This is a genomic window from Dermacoccus sp. NHGro5, assembly GCF_017565385.1.
Taxonomy (GTDB): domain Bacteria; phylum Actinomycetota; class Actinomycetes; order Actinomycetales; family Dermatophilaceae; genus Dermacoccus; species Dermacoccus nishinomiyaensis.
In genome coordinates this window covers 42,240-58,930 of sequence record NZ_JAGEKQ010000018.1, presented here as the reverse complement: position 1 = coordinate 58,930, position 16,691 = coordinate 42,240, and the positions used below count along the sequence as shown (strand labels likewise).

The following is a 16,691-nucleotide window of genomic DNA, read 5'->3' as shown; positions in this document are numbered from 1 at the left end:
AGCACAGCGCGCCGACAACGCCGGGATTCCGCGGAATTTTTCGTCACCCACCCGTCAGAACGGAGGCACCCAACCAGCCCGACGCAGGTCGACTCCCTCACCTCGCGTCGGCGTCCCCTCCGCCTCGTACTGCTCGAACGCCTGCGCCCTCAGCGCCTCCGGCAACAGCCCCCGCGCGTTCGTCACCCGCCACCACGGCCACCCCGGCCGACCGTCCGCGAGGATGCGCCCCACCTGGCGTGCGCCCGTGCCGACGACCGCGGCGATGGCACCGTACGTCGTCACGCGCCCCGGCGGCACGTCGGTGACGACCTCGGCGACCGATTCGCTCAGTTCGTCGCGTGCCCCGCCCGTCATGCCGGCCTCATGACGCCGCCGCCAGGCCCCCACGCACACTCAGGATGCGACCCGAGCGCCTCGACGATCCGTCAGCCGCCGCATCATCGCCCGGCGTCGCATCCTGACCAGAGTCCGCCTCCCGGCCCGACGCAGCAGCATGCTCCATCGCACTCGCACCCAGCACCCCCGCGGCCGCACGCGAACGCGCACCGCGCGCACAGACGAGCACGACGTCGCGCTCCCCCACCCGCGCGTGCACGGACGCTCGCGTCGCCTCGTTCCAGCCGCCGGCCCACGGTTCGACGAACGTCTCGTCGGCGCCCACCGTCATCCATGGCGGCAACGGCGCCGCCTCGACCTCATCGGGGTTGCGCACGTCGACGAGGACGAACCCCGCGTCCGGCCACTCCTGCGGCCCGATCTCGGCCACCGCGCCTGACGCCGCCGCGCGCCCGTCGGCCCCAGGGCCACCCGCCGCACCGAGACCACCAAAACCACCAGATCCACCGAAATCAGCGAACCCTGGAGGCGCATCCACCCCCTCGAGGCCGGCAACCCCCTCGAAGTACCCCGCTTCGAGCCCACAGACGCGACACTCGGGGTCGCGCGCGACGGGCAGCGTCGCCATCGTCGCGCCGAGGGCGTCGTACAACCGGATCGCATCGCGCGCCGGAGCGCCGATGCCGGAGCACAGCTTGATCACCTCGACGGCCTGCATCGCGCCGAGCACGCCCGGCAGCACGCCGAGCACCCCCGCCTCCTCGCACGTCGCGAGCCCGGCGACGGCCTGCGGATCGGGGAAGACGCACCGATAGCACGGCCCGACTGCGGGCTCGACGACGCCGAACTGCCCTGCATACTGCGCGATCGACGCCCATACGAGCGGTACGCCGAGCAGCACGCAGGCGTCGTTGAGCACGTAGCGAGCCTCGATGCTGTCGGTGCAGTCGACGACGACGTCGACCTCGGCGACGAGTTCGAGCGCCCGCGTCACGCTGAGGCGCTCGGGCAGCGCACTCACCTCGACACCGCTGTTCTGCGCCGCGACGGCGCGCTGCACCGACGTCACCTTCGCCGTGCCGATCGCGGCTTCGGTGTGGATGAGCTGACGCGGCAGGTTGGAGATCTCCACGACGTCCGGATCCATGACGACGAGGTGCCCGACGCCGCAGCCGGCGAGCGAGGAGATGACGGGTGAGCCGAGCCCGCCGGCGCCCACGACGAGCACCCGCGCCGCTGCCAACCGTCGCTGCCCGGTCACCCCGAAGCCGGCCAGCGAGTGGTGGCGCGCGTATCGTCGGGCGCCGGGATCGTCGGGCCGGGCGTCTCGCACAGGCACCTCATTCCGTGACCGGGCCACCGAGATGGCCCATGGGCGATAAAGTCGCACCCAGCTTATGACCGACGAGCAAGGAGCCTCATCCATGACCCACGTGGACGATTCGACCAAACGCGGACGCCTCCCCCGATCGGCGCGGCGAGCCCAACTCATGGAGGCGGCGCAGTCCGTCTTCGTCGAATCCGGCTACCACAGTGCGGCGATGGACGAGATCGCGGAGCGCGCCCACGTCAGCAAGCCGGTGCTCTACCAGCACTTTCCCGGCAAGCTCGACCTGTACCTGGCGCTGCTCGAGCAGCACACGCGTGAGGTGCCGCTCCTCGTGCGCGAGGCCATCGAGTCGACGTCCGACAACAGCCAGCGCGTCGCCGCGGCGATCGGCGCGTTCTTCGCCTTCGTCGAGCGCGAGGACGCGGGTTTCCGCCTCGTCTTCGAATCGGATCTGACGAACGAGCCCGCCGTCAGCGAGAAGGTCGAACGCATGCTGACGGAGACCGCGGCCGAGGTCGCCAAGGTCGTGCAGGAGGACACGGAGCTTCCGACGGAGCAGGCGACGCTCGTCGCCGTCGCCCTCGTCGGCATGTCGCAGGTCGTCGCGCGCTACTGGATCACGACGGGTTCGCCGATCCCCCGCGCGGAGGCCGCGCGCATCGTCGGTCTGCTGGGCTGGCGCGGCCTCGGCGGGTTCCCGAAGACCGGCGGGGATGAAATCGAGCGCTGAGGCGTTGCACCCATACGACGGGTGAGTCGCGCGGCCTCTCACCCCTGGGATGATTCCGGCGTCGCCGATGGGGCACGCTGATCTCACCCACACGTCCACCACTGATCGCGTTCCGCACGCGACGAGAAGGAGGAGAACCATGGAGGTTCGAATCGGCGTCCAGAACGTCGCCCGCGAGGTCGTCATCGACTCGCACGAGAACGCCGACGCGGTGCGCGAGCACGTGCGCGCGGCTCTCGACAGCGGCACCCCGCTCACGCTGAGTGACGAGCGCGGCCACAGCGTCACCGTGCCGGCTTCCGCCATCGGCTACGTCGACATCGCGGCGGAGCAGAAGGGCCGCGTCGGCTTCGGCGGCTGACGTTCACCCGAAGCGGTCACGGGCGTTCACCCCAAAGGGGTGAACGCCCGCCGTCGCGTAACGAAGGAATAACGCATCTAGCACCTCGCCGGTCTCGATGGTTGAAATGCGACCGCCGATTGGCTTAGGTGGAGACAAACGTTGGGACATACCGGAGCCCAGCCGAACTCATAGGAGACTCACCATGGGCATCATCAGCTCGATCATCGGCGGCCTCATCATCGGCGCCCTCGCCCGCCTGTTCCTCAAGGGCGACCAGAACATGGGGATCATCATGACGATCATCCTCGGCATCGTCGGCTCCGCCCTCGGCTCCTGGCTGACCACCCAGTTCGGCTACAAGAACTCCAACGGCGGCTTCGAGATCATCCCCTTCATCGTGGGCATCATCTGCGCGATGGTTCTCATCACCATCTACCTCACGCTGGTGGGTCGCAAGAACCGCGTCTGATCCGTCGCTCGCGCAGCTCCGCTGCGCAGGTGAAGAAGCCCGGCCCCTCGTGGGGCCGGGCTTCTTCGTTTCCGCGATCAGGTCAGAGGTCAGGCGCTCACGCCGTGAGCCCCAAGGCCTCCATGCGGCGCGTGTGATTCGACGTCAGTCGCTCGAACATGCGCGTCAGCTCGGCGAGGTCCGCGCCGACGCCGGAGCCGTCGTCGACGAGCAGGGCCGTCAGCCCGTCGTGGGTCGCGGCGACGCGCTGAGCCTGACTGAGGGCCTCACCGACGAGGCGGCGCCCCCACAGTGCGAGACGCGAACCCACTCGCGGGTCGGCCGCGATGGCGTCGCTGAGCACGCTCATGATGAACGCGTCCTGCTCATCGCTGTCGACGGCACGCTCGACGAGCGAACGCGTCTCGGGGTCGACGTAGCGCGCGATCTCCGAGTAGAAATCCGTCGCGATCGCGGCGCCGGCGTAGGCCTTCATGAGGCCCTCGTACCAGTCGGCGGGCGGCGTACGACGGTGCCATTCATCGATGGCGGCCGTGAACGGCTGCATCGAGTCCTCGGGCTCGACGCCGAGGGCGCGCAGACGGCCGGCGAGCTGCTCGTAGTGGTCGAAGTCGCCGCGCGCCATGCGCGCGAGCGCCAGCTTGTGGTCGAGGCGCGGGGCGCGAGCGGCGTCCGCCACCGTCGCGAAGGCGCCGGAGAGCTCGCCGTAGGCGATGACGCTCAGCAGGTCGATCACCCCCGCCCGGTACGTCTCGTCCTCGATCGTGCGTGAAGGGCTCGGATCAGGCGTCACAGGCTCGCTCATGCAGCGATCGTAGCGTGGCGTCGAACAGGTGTGGCGCGCGTGGGTAGACTCGAGATGACCACGGGTGACCGATCGGCCCCTCCCGGCACGTGCGGGCGTCATACGACAGACGCCCACTCCCGCCGCCCACCTCCGCACGCGAGGCCGCGCGGCGCGCAGACCTCCGATCGGCTCTCATCATCCCCGGCGCGGCCTCCGAGGCCCCGGGGCGACACAGGAAGCACGATCGTGATCAACGACAACCAGCCCACGGCTGCCGAGCTCGACTCCGCCGGCATCACCTCCATCGAGGCCGAAGCGGCCCCTGAGCCCATCGCCGAGCAGACATTCGCCGACTTCGGCATCCACCCCGACATCGTCGCCGCCCTCGAAGAGAAGGGGATCGTCCATCCCTTCCCCATCCAGGCGATGACGCTGCCCGTCGCGCTCTCGGGGCACGACATCATCGGCCAGGCGCGCACCGGCACCGGCAAGACCCTGGGCTTCGGAGTGCCGCTGCTCAGCCGCGTCACCGCGCCGGGTGAGACGTCGAAGGCCGCCGTCCCCGCGCCCGAGGGCAAGCCGCAGGCGATGGTCGTCGTCCCGACGCGCGAGCTCGCCGTCCAGGTCGCCTCCGACCTCGAGGCCGCCGCGAAGAAGCGCGGCATCCGCATCGCGCAGATCTACGGCGGTCGCGCGTTCGAGCCGCAGGTCGAGCGCCTCGAGAAAGGTGTCGAGGTCATCGTCGGCACGCCGGGTCGCATCATCGACCTCGCGACGCGTGGTCACCTCGACCTGGCGTACGTCGGCTGCCTCGTGCTCGACGAGGCCGACGAGATGCTCGACCTGGGCTTTCTGCCCGACGTCGAGAAGATCCTCGCGATGACGCCGGGTGGGCGTCAGACGATGCTGTTCTCCGCGACGATGCCGGGCGCCGTCGTCACCCTCGCGCGTCGTTACATGACGCAGCCGACGCACATCCGCGCCATGCAGGACGACGCGGGCGAGGCCGAGACGGCCTCCAACATCGAGCAGTTCGTCTACCGCGCGCACGCGATGGACAAGGTCGAGATGCTCGCCCGCATCCTGCAGGCGAAGGACCGCGGCCTGACGATCATCTTCAGCCGCACCAAGCGCACGGCCGCCAAGGTCTCCGACGAGCTCATCTCGCGCGGCTTCGCGGCCGCTCCGCTGCACGGCGACCTCGGCCAGGGCGCCCGAGAGCAGGCGCTGCGTGCGTTCCGTTCGGGCAAGGTCGACGTCCTCGTCGCGACCGACGTCGCCGCGCGCGGCATCGACGTCGAGGACGTCACGCACGTCATCAACTACCAGTGCCCGGAGGACGAGAAGACGTACGTCCACCGCATCGGCCGCACCGGCCGCGCGGGCAAGACGGGCATCGCCGTCACCCTCGTCGACTGGGACGACCTGCACCGCTGGGCGCTCATCAACAAGGCCCTCGACCTCGGCATCCCCGAACCCGAGGAGACGTACTCCAGCTCCGAGCACCTGTTCGAGGATCTCGAGATCCCCGCGAACGCGACCGGCAGCCTGCCCAAGTCGGCGCGCACCCGCGAAGGCCTCGACGCCGAGCGCGTCGAGGATCTCGGAGAGACGGGGCGAAGCGACTCGCGTCAGCGCGGCGAGCGTCGTCCGCGCCGTGACGACGAGCGCGGCCGCTCAGGCGGACGAGGCGGGCGCTCCGGTGGTCGCGGCGGCGAACGTCAGGCCTCGGGTGGCTCGAGCGAGCGTCGCCCGCGCCGTGACGCCGCGAGCACCGAGGGCTCCGGCGGTTCGTCGCAGCCGCGCCGACGTCGCCGTCGCACCCGCGGTGGCGCGGGTGAGACGTCTGCCGCCGACTGACGCACCCTCCCGGCGCGAGGCGCCCGGCGCCGTCCGCACTCGTTCAGACGTGACGCGGGCGAGCACCGGGCGCCTCGCGCCGCATTCGCGCCTGTGTCATCACTCTCAGTACGCTTCACGACAAATGAGCGTTGATCCGAAAGGGCACCCATGCCTGCCTCACCTCCGGACCCGGCCCTGACGCCGCCCGCGGCCGATGACTCGACGCCGCTACCGGCCGATTCCGCCTCGCCTCCGTCCACCCCGCCCGAAGAGCGCGACGAGCTGACGCTCGACGCACGCAACCGCGATGCCCGCGTCGAGAAGCAGGACCCGCACGAGCCCGAGTCACGGGCGTCCGAGGACCGCTCGCGCATCATCTCGGACGGTTTCGCCTCGTTCGCGCGCTGGTCGTTGCGGATCAGCATCATCATCGTCACGTTCTATCTCGTGTGGCGAGCGCTCACACCGTTCTGGGTCATCATCCTGCCGCTGATCCTCGGTCTCTTCATCACGACCGTCCTGTGGCCGCCTGCCGCCTGGTTGCGTCGCCGCGGCGTGCGCCCCGCCCTGGCGGCGCTCTTGAGCGTGCTCGGCGGATTGCTCGTCGTCGGTGGCATCATCGCCGCGATCGTCCCGACCGTCGCAGCCGAGGCGCCCGAGCTGGCACGCAAGTCGATGGAGGGCGTCTCCCAGATCCAACGCTGGTTGCAGGGCCCGCCGTTGAAGATCCCGGCGACCCAGATCGACAACGCAGTCAACGTGATCAACGAGAAGCTCAAGACGTCGGGCGATGCCATCGCCTCGGGCGTCTTCAGCGGCGTGACGACGGTCGGCAGCATCCTCGTCACCCTCGTCCTCAGCCTCATCCTCGCGTTCTTCTTCATCAAGGACGGGGACCGCTTCCTACCGTGGGTGCGGCTCGTCACGGGTGAGCGCACCGGCGCTCACGTCACCGAGGTGTTCACCCGCGCGTGGCAGACCCTGTCCGGGTTCATCCGCACCCAGGCGATCGTCTCGGCCATCGACTCGGTCTGCATCGGCATCGGTCTCATCGCATGCGGTGTGCCGCTGGCCCTGCCGCTGTGCGTCATCACGTTCTTCGGCGGGTTCATCCCGATCGTCGGTGCGACGGTCGCCGGCGCACTCGCCGTCCTCGTCGCGCTGGTGACGAAGGGGGTGACGACAGCGATCATCGTCCTCGTCATCATCATCCTCGTGCAGCAGCTCGAGGGGCACATCCTGCAGCCGCTGCTGCAGAGCCGCTCGATGTCGTTGCACCCTGTCCTCGTGCTGCTCGGCATCGCGGCCGGCTCCGAGGACCATGGCGTCATCGGCGGTTTCCTCGCCGTCCCCGTCGTCGCGACGCTGGCGGTGCTGTTCCGCTACATCGGTGAACAGGTGGACCTGCGCTCCGGCACCGTCACCGTCGCCGACCTCGAGTACCGCACCGATCGAGGGCGCATCGCGGCGCTGCGCACCGAGCGCCTCCGCCGCCTCGGCGAATGGGGCGCACGCGAGACCGACGAGGAGAAGGCTTCGCGCGAGGCCGTCGCGGACGGCGACGGCGACGCTCTCGCCGCCTCGACCACGAAGCAGCCCACGCATGGCCTGGGAGCCGTCGTGAGTGCGTTGCGTTCGCGCCTCAAACGCTGAGGGGAAGATGATCGGGTGCCCGGGTTCGAGCCGGGGCCACCTCGATCAGGCATCCGTCGACGACGCGTCCGGCGCCGGGGTGAGCAGGGCTCGCTCCGGCGCCGTCGTCATGCCCGCCGGACGCCCGGCACCCGCCGTCAGCACCGCGTCAGCGCCCGCGCACGACTCCCACGTCACTCGTCGCGAGCGCGACGAGGCGTTCGTACTGGTCGGGCTCGGTCGTGTTCTCCCCCAGTCGATTCGGCTTGCCGTCGCCGTGGTAATCGCTCGAGCCGGTGACGAGCAGATCGTGCGTCCGCGCGAGGTCGCGGGCGTGGCGCACCTGCTCGGGCGTGTGGTCGCGGTGGTGGGCCTCGAGGCCGAGTAACCCGGCGTCGATCATCTCCTCGATGACGGCGTCGTCGACGACGCGTCCACGGACGTCCGCGAAGGGGTGCGCCATGACGGGCACCCCGCCGGCCGCCCGCACGAGGGTGACGGCGCGCACCGGGTCGATGGCGTAGTGACCGACGTGGTAGGGGCCCGAATTGCTCAACAGGTGCTCGAAGGCGGTGCTGCGATCGGGCACGACGCCGTTCGCGACGAGCGCATCGGCGATGTGGGGGCGCCCGATCGTCGCGTCCGGCCCCGCCTGCGCGAGCACCTGCTCGTACGTGATCGGCACGTCGCGTCCGAGCCGCTCGACCATGCGCTCGGCGCGCGTCACCCGCGACTCGCGGGCACGTTCCATCTCGTCGAACAGCTCTCCCTCGGGAGCCGGAAGGTAGGCGAGCAGGTGGATGCTGATGCCACGATGGCGGCAGGAGATCTCGATGCCCCGTACGACGTCGATGCCGACGCGGCGCGCGGCGTCGGCGGCGTCGTCCCACCCGCGGGTCGTGTCGTGGTCGGTGAGCGCGACGACGTCGAGCCCCGCCTCCGAGGCCTGCGCGACGACGTCGGCGGGGCTCGTCGTGCCGTCGCTGCGGTTCGAGTGGGTGTGCAGGTCGATACGCATGGGTGACAGGTTAGTGTTGCTGCCCGTGAGGGCAGGCATGGGTGAGCACGCGCCGCGTCCGGTGCGGCGGGCCGTTGCCTGCATGATGGCCGGTGCGCTCGTGCAGGCCGTCTCGACGCTCGTCGCATGGCTCGATCGTGACGGCACCCGCGCTCAGACGGCGCGGCTCGCGCACGAGTTCCAGCGGCGCACCCTGCCCGCCGGTGAGCTGGAGCGGGCGACGGATCAGGCCCGCTGGTTCGGTCTCGTCACGGGCGCATTCTGCGTCGTGCTGTGGTTACTCGTGGCGCGCCTGTGTCTGCGCGGTCGCGCCTCCGGGCGCACGTGCGCGACCGTCCTCGCCATCGTCTACACCTTCACCTTCCTGCTGTCCGGCGTGCGCTCGTTCGGCCCCGGCGCCCTCATCGGTGCGGTGACGATGACGCTCGGCCTCGCGACCGTCTACCTGCTGTGGCGTCGCCCGGTGACGCCGTGGTTGTCATCACAGGGCGCTGCCCGCGCCGCGCGCCGCACACGCTGAGACCGCTCGCGTCGCTAGGGTTTCGACCATGGTGAAGCAGGGCCCCCTCGACATGACCCCGCGTGCGCTCCGCCGCTCGCTCCGTCGGGCCGCACGCGGCGTCGCAGCGCTCGTCACGGCCACCGGCCTCGTCGCGTTGAGTGCGTGCAGCTCGGGAGCCGACCCCAAGGACGTCTCGGCGACCCAGACCCCGTTCAGCGCGAGCTCCTCGGCGACGACGGCGTCGTCCAACCCGAGTGCCATCACCTCCCCCAGCCCCGGGTCCGTCGTCAGCTCGGACGGCGCGTTCAACTTCGTCGTACCGGCTGGGTGGAATCTCACGTCCCAGCCGAAATCGGTCGCCTACCTGTCGTCGTCGACTCTCGCGCACGACGTCGCGCCCACGATCGTCGTCGCGCGTTCCAGCGTCACGCCTGCGCCCGAGCTGGAGGGCACGCTGCGCCGGGCGTCGCTGCAGGCCAAGCAGAGCGGCGCATCGGTGGCCGCCCTGCCCGACCGCACCGTCGGCGGTGAGAAGGCCGTCGGCTTCACGGCGACCTCGACGGAGAAGAACGTCGACCTCAAGCGCAGCTACGTGATGCTCGCGCATGACAAGGTGCTGTACTCCGTCACCCTGACCGGCGCGAAGGCTGACGCCGCCCGCGACGAGTCGGCGTTGACGGCGCTGCTCGCCAGCTGGTCGTGGACCAAGAAGGGTGACGCCGGCTCGACGGCCAGTGGCACGACTCCGGCGGCGGTGCCGACGACGAGCGTCGCGCCGTCGTCGTCGGGTGCGTCCTCGGCGCCTGCCTCGTCATCCGCAGCATCGAAGCCCGCCCAGAGCTCGGGCACCGCCCGCCCGCCCAGCGCAACCGCCTCGAGCACGGCCCGCTGACGCACTCCGCGCCGCTCAGGCGGCAGTGTCGTTCGTCGTCTCGCTGACGGTTCGTCGCACGACGCGCGCGGTGAGCGAGTCGGCGCCCGCGCTGACCTGACGGCCGAGCAGCGTGCCGAGCGACACGCCGACTGACAGCGTGAGGCCCATGAGGACGGCGTTGAGCAGAGTGGTCTGCCACAGGGTGTTCTCGCCCTCGGTGATGAACATCATGATGCCCCGGTAGACCGCCTGCCCCGGCAGCAAGGGCACGATGCCCGCGGTGATGAGTGCGATGCTCGGCACGTGCACCCGCGTCCCCACGAATGGTGCCAGCGCCCCGACGACGAGGGCCGCACCTCCTGCGGCGACGGTCTCGCTGGTGCCGGCACCCCACATGAGCGTCCCGAACAGCAGCCACGAGAATCCGCCGGTGAGAACGGCGGCGAGCACGGTGCGCGGCGCGCAGTACGCGGAGACGGCGAAGGCACCGGCGATGAGTGCGGCTGCCACGATCTGGGTGAGAACAGAGCCGGCGAAGCTGCTGGAGTGTTCGACGATGACGAGGTCGACGCCGAAGCGCTGGGCGATGCTCAGGACGAGCAGCACACCCGCGACGACGCCGCCGGTGAGCAGGACGACCTCATAGGTGCGCGCGCCGGCGGTCAGGTAGAAGCCGTCGAGCGTGTCCTGCGCAGCCGTCACGACGCTCATGCCTGCGAGGAGCACGACGACGCTGGAGGCGACGACCAGGGAGGGTCTCACCTGTCCGAGCCACATGATCGTCTCCGCATGATGGTGGATGACGAGCAGGCCGACGGCGACAGCCGCCGCGAACATCGCACCGAGCATCTGCCCGAAGAACGCGGAGACACCGGCGCGCGCGACGGCGTACTGGATGCGGTCGACGACCGCCGTGGACAGCCCGGCGACGAGGACCATGGCCGTGCTGCCGCCGAGCAGCATCGCGACGCCTGCTCCCATGAGCGCCCACGCGAAGGTGATGACGCCGCGGCGGTACACGTGCGGTTGCTCGAGGATGCGTTCGAGGGTGTAGAGGTTGTCGTCGATCTCGCCCGGGTCGTCGGGGTCGCGGGCGATGTCGCGCACGAGGGCGTGCAACGCCTCGAGCCGCGAGTAGTCGGTGCCGAAGTGCGCGATGATGCGCATGACGGTGATCGGGTCGCGGTGCACGCCGCGATGCATCGAGATCGTGACGGACGTGTAGGTGATGTCGACGTGCGCGCCCTGGAGCCCGTAGGCGCGCCCGACGCGCAGCAGCGACGCGGTGGTGTCGGCCACGGATGCGCCGGTGACGAGCATCGCCTCTCCGAGGCGGAGGCAGAAGTCGATGACGGAGCGCGTGTGCCACTCGGAGACGCGGTCGTTGGTGCCGCGCACCGAGATCGGCTTCGTCGGCGGCCCGCTCGGACGGATGACGGACATCGCCCGACCGCGCACCCGCGTCGCGCCGGTACGTGGCATCCGCGGGGCGCTCGTCGTGGCCGCGGCGGGTTTCGTAGGGTGGGCCTGCACAGGGCGGCTCTCGGGGCTGCTCGGCGCGGCACGACGCGGCGCCGGCAACGGGGTCGCCGACGGCGGTGTCGGGGTGGCCTGGGGGCCGTCGGGATTCACCATGTCGCGCCTGCACCTCGTCTCGTCACTTCTGTCGGCCCAGCCATTGTGGGGGATGCGGCGAACTGGGCGCACACCGTCCGCCACGTGTCGGGGGCCGGGGTGCAGAATGGACGGGTGAGTGAGAAGCAGCAGACAGCAGAGCACCGCAGCCGCCCGGGTGGGGCGGCCTTCCGAGAGTTCGTCGCCTCCGGGTGGGCGCCGCGCGGCACCGAGCCGACGCCCCGCGCCGAGGTCGCCGACCTGACGCCCGCGCGACGCGAGGCCCTCTCGGCGGCCTTCGAGGGGGCCCGTCTCGTCGTGCCCGCCGGCGGGTTGAAGGTGCGCAGCAACGATTGTGACTACGTGTTCCGCCCGCACACCGCGTTCGCGTGGCTGACGGGTCTCGGCGCGGACCGCGAGCCGGACGCCGTCTTCGTCCTGGAGCCGCTGGCCGAGGGCGGGCACGAGGCGCAGATCTTCTTCCGCCCGCTCGCCGGGCGCGACACCGAGGAGTTCTTCGGTGACAGCCGCTACGGCGAGTTCTGGGTCGGTGCGCGACCGACGCTCGAGGACATGGCGAACGAGCTCGGCATCACCGCTCGTCACATCGATGAGTTCCCCGACGCTGCGGCCAAGGACGCGGGCGCGACGGAGGTGCTCGTCGTACGTGACGCTGACGTCGACGTCACGGCGCAGGTCGAGCAGATCCGCGCCCACCTCGACGAGGCCACCACCGAGAAGGCGCAGGAGCGCGATCTGGAGCTCGGCCGGTGGCTGTCGACGGCGCGGTTGACGAAGGATGCGTGGGAGGTCGGTCAGATGCGCGAGGCGTGCGACGCGACCGCGCGCGGGTTCGAGGCCGTCGTCGCCGATCTGCCGGAGGCGGTGCGTCGCGGGCGCGGTGAGCGCTGGGTCGAGGGTGTCTTCGGCCTGCATGCACGCCATGCGGGCAACGGCGTCGGCTACGACTCGATCTGTGCGAGCGGCGATCACGCGAACACGTTGCACTGGATCAAGAACACGGGCGACATCAAGGACGGCGACCTCATCCTCGTCGACGCGGGCGTCGAGGTCGACTCGCTGTTCACCGCTGACGTGACGCGCACCCTGCCCGTCAACGGCACGTACTCCCCCGCGCAGCGTGAGGTGTACGAGGCGGTGCTCGCGGCGCAGGAGGCTGGGCTCGCGGCGGCGAAGCCGGGCGCGAAGTTCTCGGACGTGCATGCCGCGACGATCCGCGTCATCGCGGAGCGTCTGCACGGCTGGGGTCTGCTGCCTGACGGCGTCGACGTCGAGGCGACGCTCGACCCGGAGAACGGCCAGTTCCACCGTCGGTGGATGGTGCACGGTACGAGCCACCACCTCGGCCTCGACGTCCACGACTGCGCCCTTGCGCGCAAGGAGGACTACATGGACGCCGAGTTGAAGCCGGGCATGATCATCACGATCGAGCCGGGCCTGTACTTCAAGGCGGACGACGAGTTGGTGCCGGATCGTTTCCGCGGCGTCGGTGTGCGTATCGAGGACGACATCCTCATCACGGAGGACGGCAACGAGAACCTGTCGGCGTCGCTGCCGCGCGACCCCGACGATGTCGAGGCCTGGATGCGCGACGTCTGGAGCCGGTGAATCGTCCTCACGCTGATCCGGCGGGCAGATGACGAGGGCTTGCGGGCTCGCCCTCGTCATCTGCCCGCTCGGTGCGACACCGCGCGGGCGTCCAGCTCGAAAAAGGAACTGATTTGGGCAGGCGACCTGCGGCGCGGCTAGAGCTGCCGGGCGCCCGACGGTGTGCGTCCGCGATGCCGCAGAGCGCGACATCACGAGGCACCGGCCCCGCCGGTGAACACCATCGACGCGGACGCCGAAACGCCCGCATCCGCCGAGTTCTCGACCGAGCCTGCGAGGTCGAGAACGAGAAGCGGGTGCGGGCGTTTCGGCCCGAACGGCCGGCGCACCGAGCGAACACGACGGCCGGGGCGCATGCGCCCCGGCCGACGGTGAGCCGGAAGCCGGCCCGTGAGAGGAATCAGTACACGCTGACGGCTTCGCCGATGTAGAGCAGCTTGGAGCCGATGAGGAAGTCCTGTGCGGCGCAGGACATGCGGCAGCAACCGTGGGAGGCGGGGTAGGCCGGGATGTCGTTGGAGCCGTGCAGGGCGATGCCGCCGTTGAAGTAGAACGGGCGGTAGAGGCCACCGAGGGCGCCGTAGTCCCAGCCGGAGGTGACGGAGCGGTACGTCTTGTATTCACCGGAGGGCGTGACGGCCTTGATGCGTCGGCCGTAGTAGGTGAAGGTCTGGCCGTTGCCGGTCGAAGTGTTGAAGATGTACTTGACGGAGCCGCCGCGCACGACCATGACGATCTGGCGGCTCTTGTCGACCTCGATGCGGTTGCCGCCGCGACGGCTGCTTGGACGGACGCCGCGGTTCAGCGCATCCCATGAGCGGGCGCCGACGACGCCGTCGCGGGCGAGGCCTGCGACCTTCTGCACGGCGAGGACGGCCTGCTTGGTCTGGGCGCCGAAGGCGCCGTCGGGGTTGCCGCACCAATAGCCGAGGGCGTTGAGGCGCTTCTGGAGGGTGGTGACGGCGCTGCCCTTGCTGCCGGTCTGCAGGACGGGGTTCGCGGCGGACGCCGTGCCCGAGCCGATGAGGCCGACGACGGCGAGCGTGCCGGTGGCGCCGGCGCCGGTGACGATGGCGCGACGGCTGATTTCGTGGTGCTGCATGGCACTTTCCCTTCGATCGAGATCGTGGTGAGCGATCTGGGCTCTGGCGCGGCCCGTGTACGTCTGGGACGCGCGCCGGCCGATCTCGGTTTCCCCCCCGGCTCGTCGTGAGTCGTGCAGAATCCGTACCGGTTCACCGATTCCTCATCATGCCAGAGGTCGTGGTAATGGGGGCGGGCTCGACGGCGGCGTCCTGCGCCGCGATGCGCAGCTGCCGACGGGCGGGTGGGGATCGTTCTCCGCGTCGTTGCAGGGGTGCGACGCAGTCTCACAAGAGCTGCGGGCCTCGGCTCACGGCGATTCGCGCCCGTCGTTCGCAACGAAATCGTGATGAAACAATGAGGGTATGACTGCCGCGAAGCCTGCCACCGACCGTCTTGTCACCGAGGCCCTCGCCAAGTCGGGGTTGCTGTGGATCACCTCGACTGCCGGCTCGGCGCCGGTCTGGCACGTCCACCTCGCCGGGGTCGCGTACACGGTGAGCGGCCCGGGCGAGCAGTTCTCCCCCGAGCACCTCGGCCGCGTCGAGGTGGTGGCGCGTTCGAAGGAGTCCCGCGCTCGCCTCGTCTCCTTCGAGGCGGACGCCGACGTGATCACGCCCGAGGACGAGGTGTGGGAGGCCGCGACATTCGCCCTCAAGGCCGGGCGGCTCAACGCGCCGGCCCACGACATCGTCGCGCGCTGGGCGCAGGAGTGCCGTGTCACGCGCTTCACCCCCGACCTGGCGACGGTGGTGCTGAGCGGTGAGCGCCTTGATGCGCCGGCGCAAGATGACGCAGAGACCTCGGCCACTGCGGAGGCGGAGGAGACCACGTCCCGGCCGGCGCCGGCAGCAGCGAGAGCGGCGTCCGGGTCGAGAGCGACGCCCGCGAAGAATGCCGCGGCAGGTGCCTCCCCGGAGGCGCAGACGAGCCCCGCCGCGGCGCAGAGCGCTCCCGCGGCCGATCTCGGCACGAGCGCGCCGGGCGAACCGCGCCCCGCCGCTGCCGCCGCGGAGCGTGAGCACCGCGCCGCCGTGCGTGCCGAGGAGGCGACGCCGGAACCCGGCGGGTCCAGCAAGCCCGCCGACCCAGCGAACGCCCAACCGGGCGTCGATAGGGTGAACCCGTGAGCACCCGTGTCTTCGTCGCCCGTCTCGTCGGCCTCACCGTCTTCGACCCTCTCGGCGACCGCGTCGGGCGGGTGCGTGACGTCGTCGTCGTGTTCGGCAAGAACCCGAGCCCGCGCGTCATCGGCCTCGTCGTCGAGGTCGTGCAGCGGCGCCGCGTGTTCCTGCCGCTGACGCGCGTGACGTCGATCGATGCGGGCAAGGTCATCACGACGGGCCTGGTCAACATGCGCCGCTTCGAGCAGCGTCACAACGAGACGCTCGTATGCGCCGAACTCTTCGACCGCCAGGTGACGGTCCGCGAGCCGGACGGCGAGACGTTCACCGGCACCGTCGAGGACATGGCGATGGAGCAGAACCAGCGTCGCGACTGGGACATGACGAAGGTGTTCGTCCGTGCGCAGGAGCAGTCGTCGGGCGCCTCGCGCGCCATGCACCGTCTGACGCGTCGGCGCACCGGATCGACCAGCCTGCACGACATCCGCGATGTCTACGGCCTCAACCGGCAGCACACCGAGCAGTCGGCTGAGCGGCTGCTCGAGACGTACGACGACCTGCGCGTCGAGGATCTTGCCGAGGTCATCCACGACCTGACGCCGAAGCGTCGCGCCGAGGTGGCGCGCGCCCTCGACGACGGCACGCTCGCCGATCTACTCGAAGAGTTGCCCGAGGACGACCAGGTCGAGATCATTGCCGCCCTCGACACCGAGCGCGCGGCCGACGTCCTCGAGGCGATGGAGCCCGACGACGCCGCCGACCTGCTCGGTGATCTGCCGCCCGAGACGGCCGAGGATCTGCTGCAGCGCATGGAGCCGGCCGACGCCGCTCCCCTGCGCCGGCTGCTCACGTACGACGAGAACACCGCGGGTGGTCTCATGACGACCGAACCGGCCATCCTGGGCCCGGAGGCGACGATCGCCGAGGCCCTCGCCGTCGTGCGCCGTGAAGAGGTCGCGCCGGCGCTCGCGTCGGCCGTGTTCGTCGTGCGCCCGCCGCTCGAGGTGCCGACGGGGCGCTTCCTCGGCATGGTGCACACGCAGCGGCTGCTGCGCGAACCGCCGCACACGTCGCTCGGCAACGTCGTCGACTCGACCGTCGACCCGGTCAACGTCGACGCGCCGCTCGGCGAGGTGACGCGCACCCTCGCGCAGTACAACCTCGTGTCGCTGCCGGTCGTCGACGACGACGGGCGCCTGCTCGGCGCTGTCACCGTCGATGACGTGCTCGACCACATCCTTCCCGAGGACTGGCGCGAGGAGCGCCATGACTTCCGCCAGGACAAGACCTTTCCGGGGGTGACGCAGTGAGCCGCGAAGTGGGTTCGCGCCGTGAGCGCGGGCGTGACGAGAAGCGGGACGAGCGTCGCGACGCC

The 16,691-nt window shown here is 70.5% G+C and carries 16 protein-coding genes; 10 read left to right on the top strand and 6 right to left on the bottom strand.

Translation table 11 applies throughout. From position 1 onward, the window contains the following. Positions 1 to 54: 54 nt before the first annotated feature. Positions 55 to 357, bottom strand: coding sequence for an MGMT family protein (locus J4Z35_RS09110; RefSeq protein WP_074040398.1), 303 nt, complete (start codon positions 355 to 357; stop codon positions 55 to 57). Between the two features lie 7 nt (positions 358 to 364). Beyond that, positions 365 to 1,672, bottom strand: a complete 1,308-nt coding sequence (locus tag J4Z35_RS09105) for a HesA/MoeB/ThiF family protein (protein WP_074040397.1) — start codon at positions 1,670 to 1,672, stop codon at positions 365 to 367. Positions 1,673 to 1,763: 91 nt separating this feature from the next. Here J4Z35_RS09105 and J4Z35_RS09100 point away from each other — a divergent pair, with 91 nt between their 5' ends. The 3 genes from J4Z35_RS09100 (at position 1,764) to J4Z35_RS09090 (ending at position 3,211) form a co-directional block, all read left to right on the top strand. Then, the gene (locus tag J4Z35_RS09100) at positions 1,764 to 2,399 is read left to right on the top strand and encodes a TetR/AcrR family transcriptional regulator (protein ID WP_038567284.1); all 636 of its coding nucleotides are present in this window, start codon (positions 1,764 to 1,766) and stop codon (positions 2,397 to 2,399) included. A 139-nt stretch (positions 2,400 to 2,538) separates the two neighbouring features. Beyond that, positions 2,539 to 2,760, top strand: coding sequence for a DUF3107 domain-containing protein (locus J4Z35_RS09095; protein WP_006943432.1), 222 nt, complete (start codon positions 2,539 to 2,541; stop codon positions 2,758 to 2,760). Positions 2,761 to 2,944: 184 nt separating this feature from the next. Next, a complete protein-coding gene (locus tag J4Z35_RS09090; protein WP_006943429.1) occupies positions 2,945 to 3,211 on the top strand; it encodes a GlsB/YeaQ/YmgE family stress response membrane protein in 267 nt (88 codons plus the stop codon). 97 nt (positions 3,212 to 3,308) lie between these two features. Here the strand turns inward: J4Z35_RS09090 and J4Z35_RS09085 are convergent, their stop codons facing one another. Further along, positions 3,309 to 4,016, bottom strand: a complete 708-nt coding sequence (locus tag J4Z35_RS09085) for a ferritin-like fold-containing protein (protein WP_062257092.1) — start codon at positions 4,014 to 4,016, stop codon at positions 3,309 to 3,311. Positions 4,017 to 4,292: 276 nt separating this feature from the next. Here J4Z35_RS09085 and J4Z35_RS09080 point away from each other — a divergent pair, with 276 nt between their 5' ends. Continuing rightward, positions 4,293 to 5,858 carry a DEAD/DEAH box helicase gene (locus tag J4Z35_RS09080; protein WP_253184090.1) on the top strand — a complete coding sequence of 522 codons (1,566 nt, stop codon included), beginning with the start codon at positions 4,293 to 4,295 and terminating at the stop codon, positions 5,856 to 5,858. Between the two features lie 150 nt (positions 5,859 to 6,008). Next, positions 6,009 to 7,493, top strand: coding sequence for an AI-2E family transporter (locus J4Z35_RS09075; protein ID WP_074040396.1), 1,485 nt, complete (start codon positions 6,009 to 6,011; stop codon positions 7,491 to 7,493). A 148-nt stretch (positions 7,494 to 7,641) separates the two neighbouring features. Here J4Z35_RS09075 and J4Z35_RS09070 read toward each other — a convergent pair whose 3' ends face one another. After that, the gene (locus J4Z35_RS09070) at positions 7,642 to 8,490 is read right to left on the bottom strand and encodes a PHP domain-containing protein (RefSeq protein ID WP_074040429.1); all 849 of its coding nucleotides are present in this window, start codon (positions 8,488 to 8,490) and stop codon (positions 7,642 to 7,644) included. Here J4Z35_RS09070 and J4Z35_RS09065 point away from each other — a divergent pair. After that, positions 8,489 to 9,010, top strand: a complete 522-nt coding sequence (locus J4Z35_RS09065) for a hypothetical protein (RefSeq protein ID WP_143181232.1) — start codon at positions 8,489 to 8,491, stop codon at positions 9,008 to 9,010. The genes J4Z35_RS09070 and J4Z35_RS09065 overlap by 2 nt on opposite strands. 28 nt (positions 9,011 to 9,038) lie before the next feature. After that, positions 9,039 to 9,884: a hypothetical protein gene (locus J4Z35_RS09060; protein WP_074040395.1), complete on the top strand. Its 846-nt coding sequence runs from the start codon at positions 9,039 to 9,041 to the stop codon at positions 9,882 to 9,884. A gap of 15 nt (positions 9,885 to 9,899) precedes the next feature. Here the strand turns inward: J4Z35_RS09060 and J4Z35_RS09055 are convergent, their stop codons facing one another. Next, entirely contained in the window at positions 9,900 to 11,501 is a 1,602-nt protein-coding gene (locus J4Z35_RS09055) for a threonine/serine exporter family protein (protein ID WP_083603885.1), read from the bottom strand. Positions 11,502 to 11,615: 114 nt separating this feature from the next. On the opposite strand from J4Z35_RS09055, the gene J4Z35_RS09050 reads away from it, so the two are divergent. Further along, positions 11,616 to 13,109 (top strand): aminopeptidase P family protein, encoded by a 1,494-nt coding sequence (locus J4Z35_RS09050; protein WP_074040394.1) that lies wholly within the window; start codon positions 11,616 to 11,618, stop codon positions 13,107 to 13,109. A 400-nt stretch (positions 13,110 to 13,509) separates the two neighbouring features. Here J4Z35_RS09050 and J4Z35_RS09045 read toward each other — a convergent pair whose 3' ends face one another. Then, entirely contained in the window at positions 13,510 to 14,211 is a 702-nt protein-coding gene (locus J4Z35_RS09045; RefSeq protein WP_006943417.1) for a L,D-transpeptidase family protein, read from the bottom strand. Between the two features lie 346 nt (positions 14,212 to 14,557). On the opposite strand from J4Z35_RS09045, the gene J4Z35_RS09040 reads away from it, so the two are divergent. Continuing rightward, positions 14,558 to 15,322, top strand: a complete 765-nt coding sequence (locus J4Z35_RS09040; protein WP_074040393.1) for a hypothetical protein — start codon at positions 14,558 to 14,560, stop codon at positions 15,320 to 15,322. Further along, entirely contained in the window at positions 15,319 to 16,626 is a 1,308-nt protein-coding gene (locus J4Z35_RS09035) for a CBS domain-containing protein (protein WP_006947455.1), read from the top strand. Before J4Z35_RS09040 ends, J4Z35_RS09035 begins: the two co-directional genes overlap by 4 nt. The last annotated feature ends 65 nt before the right edge of the window (positions 16,627 to 16,691 follow it).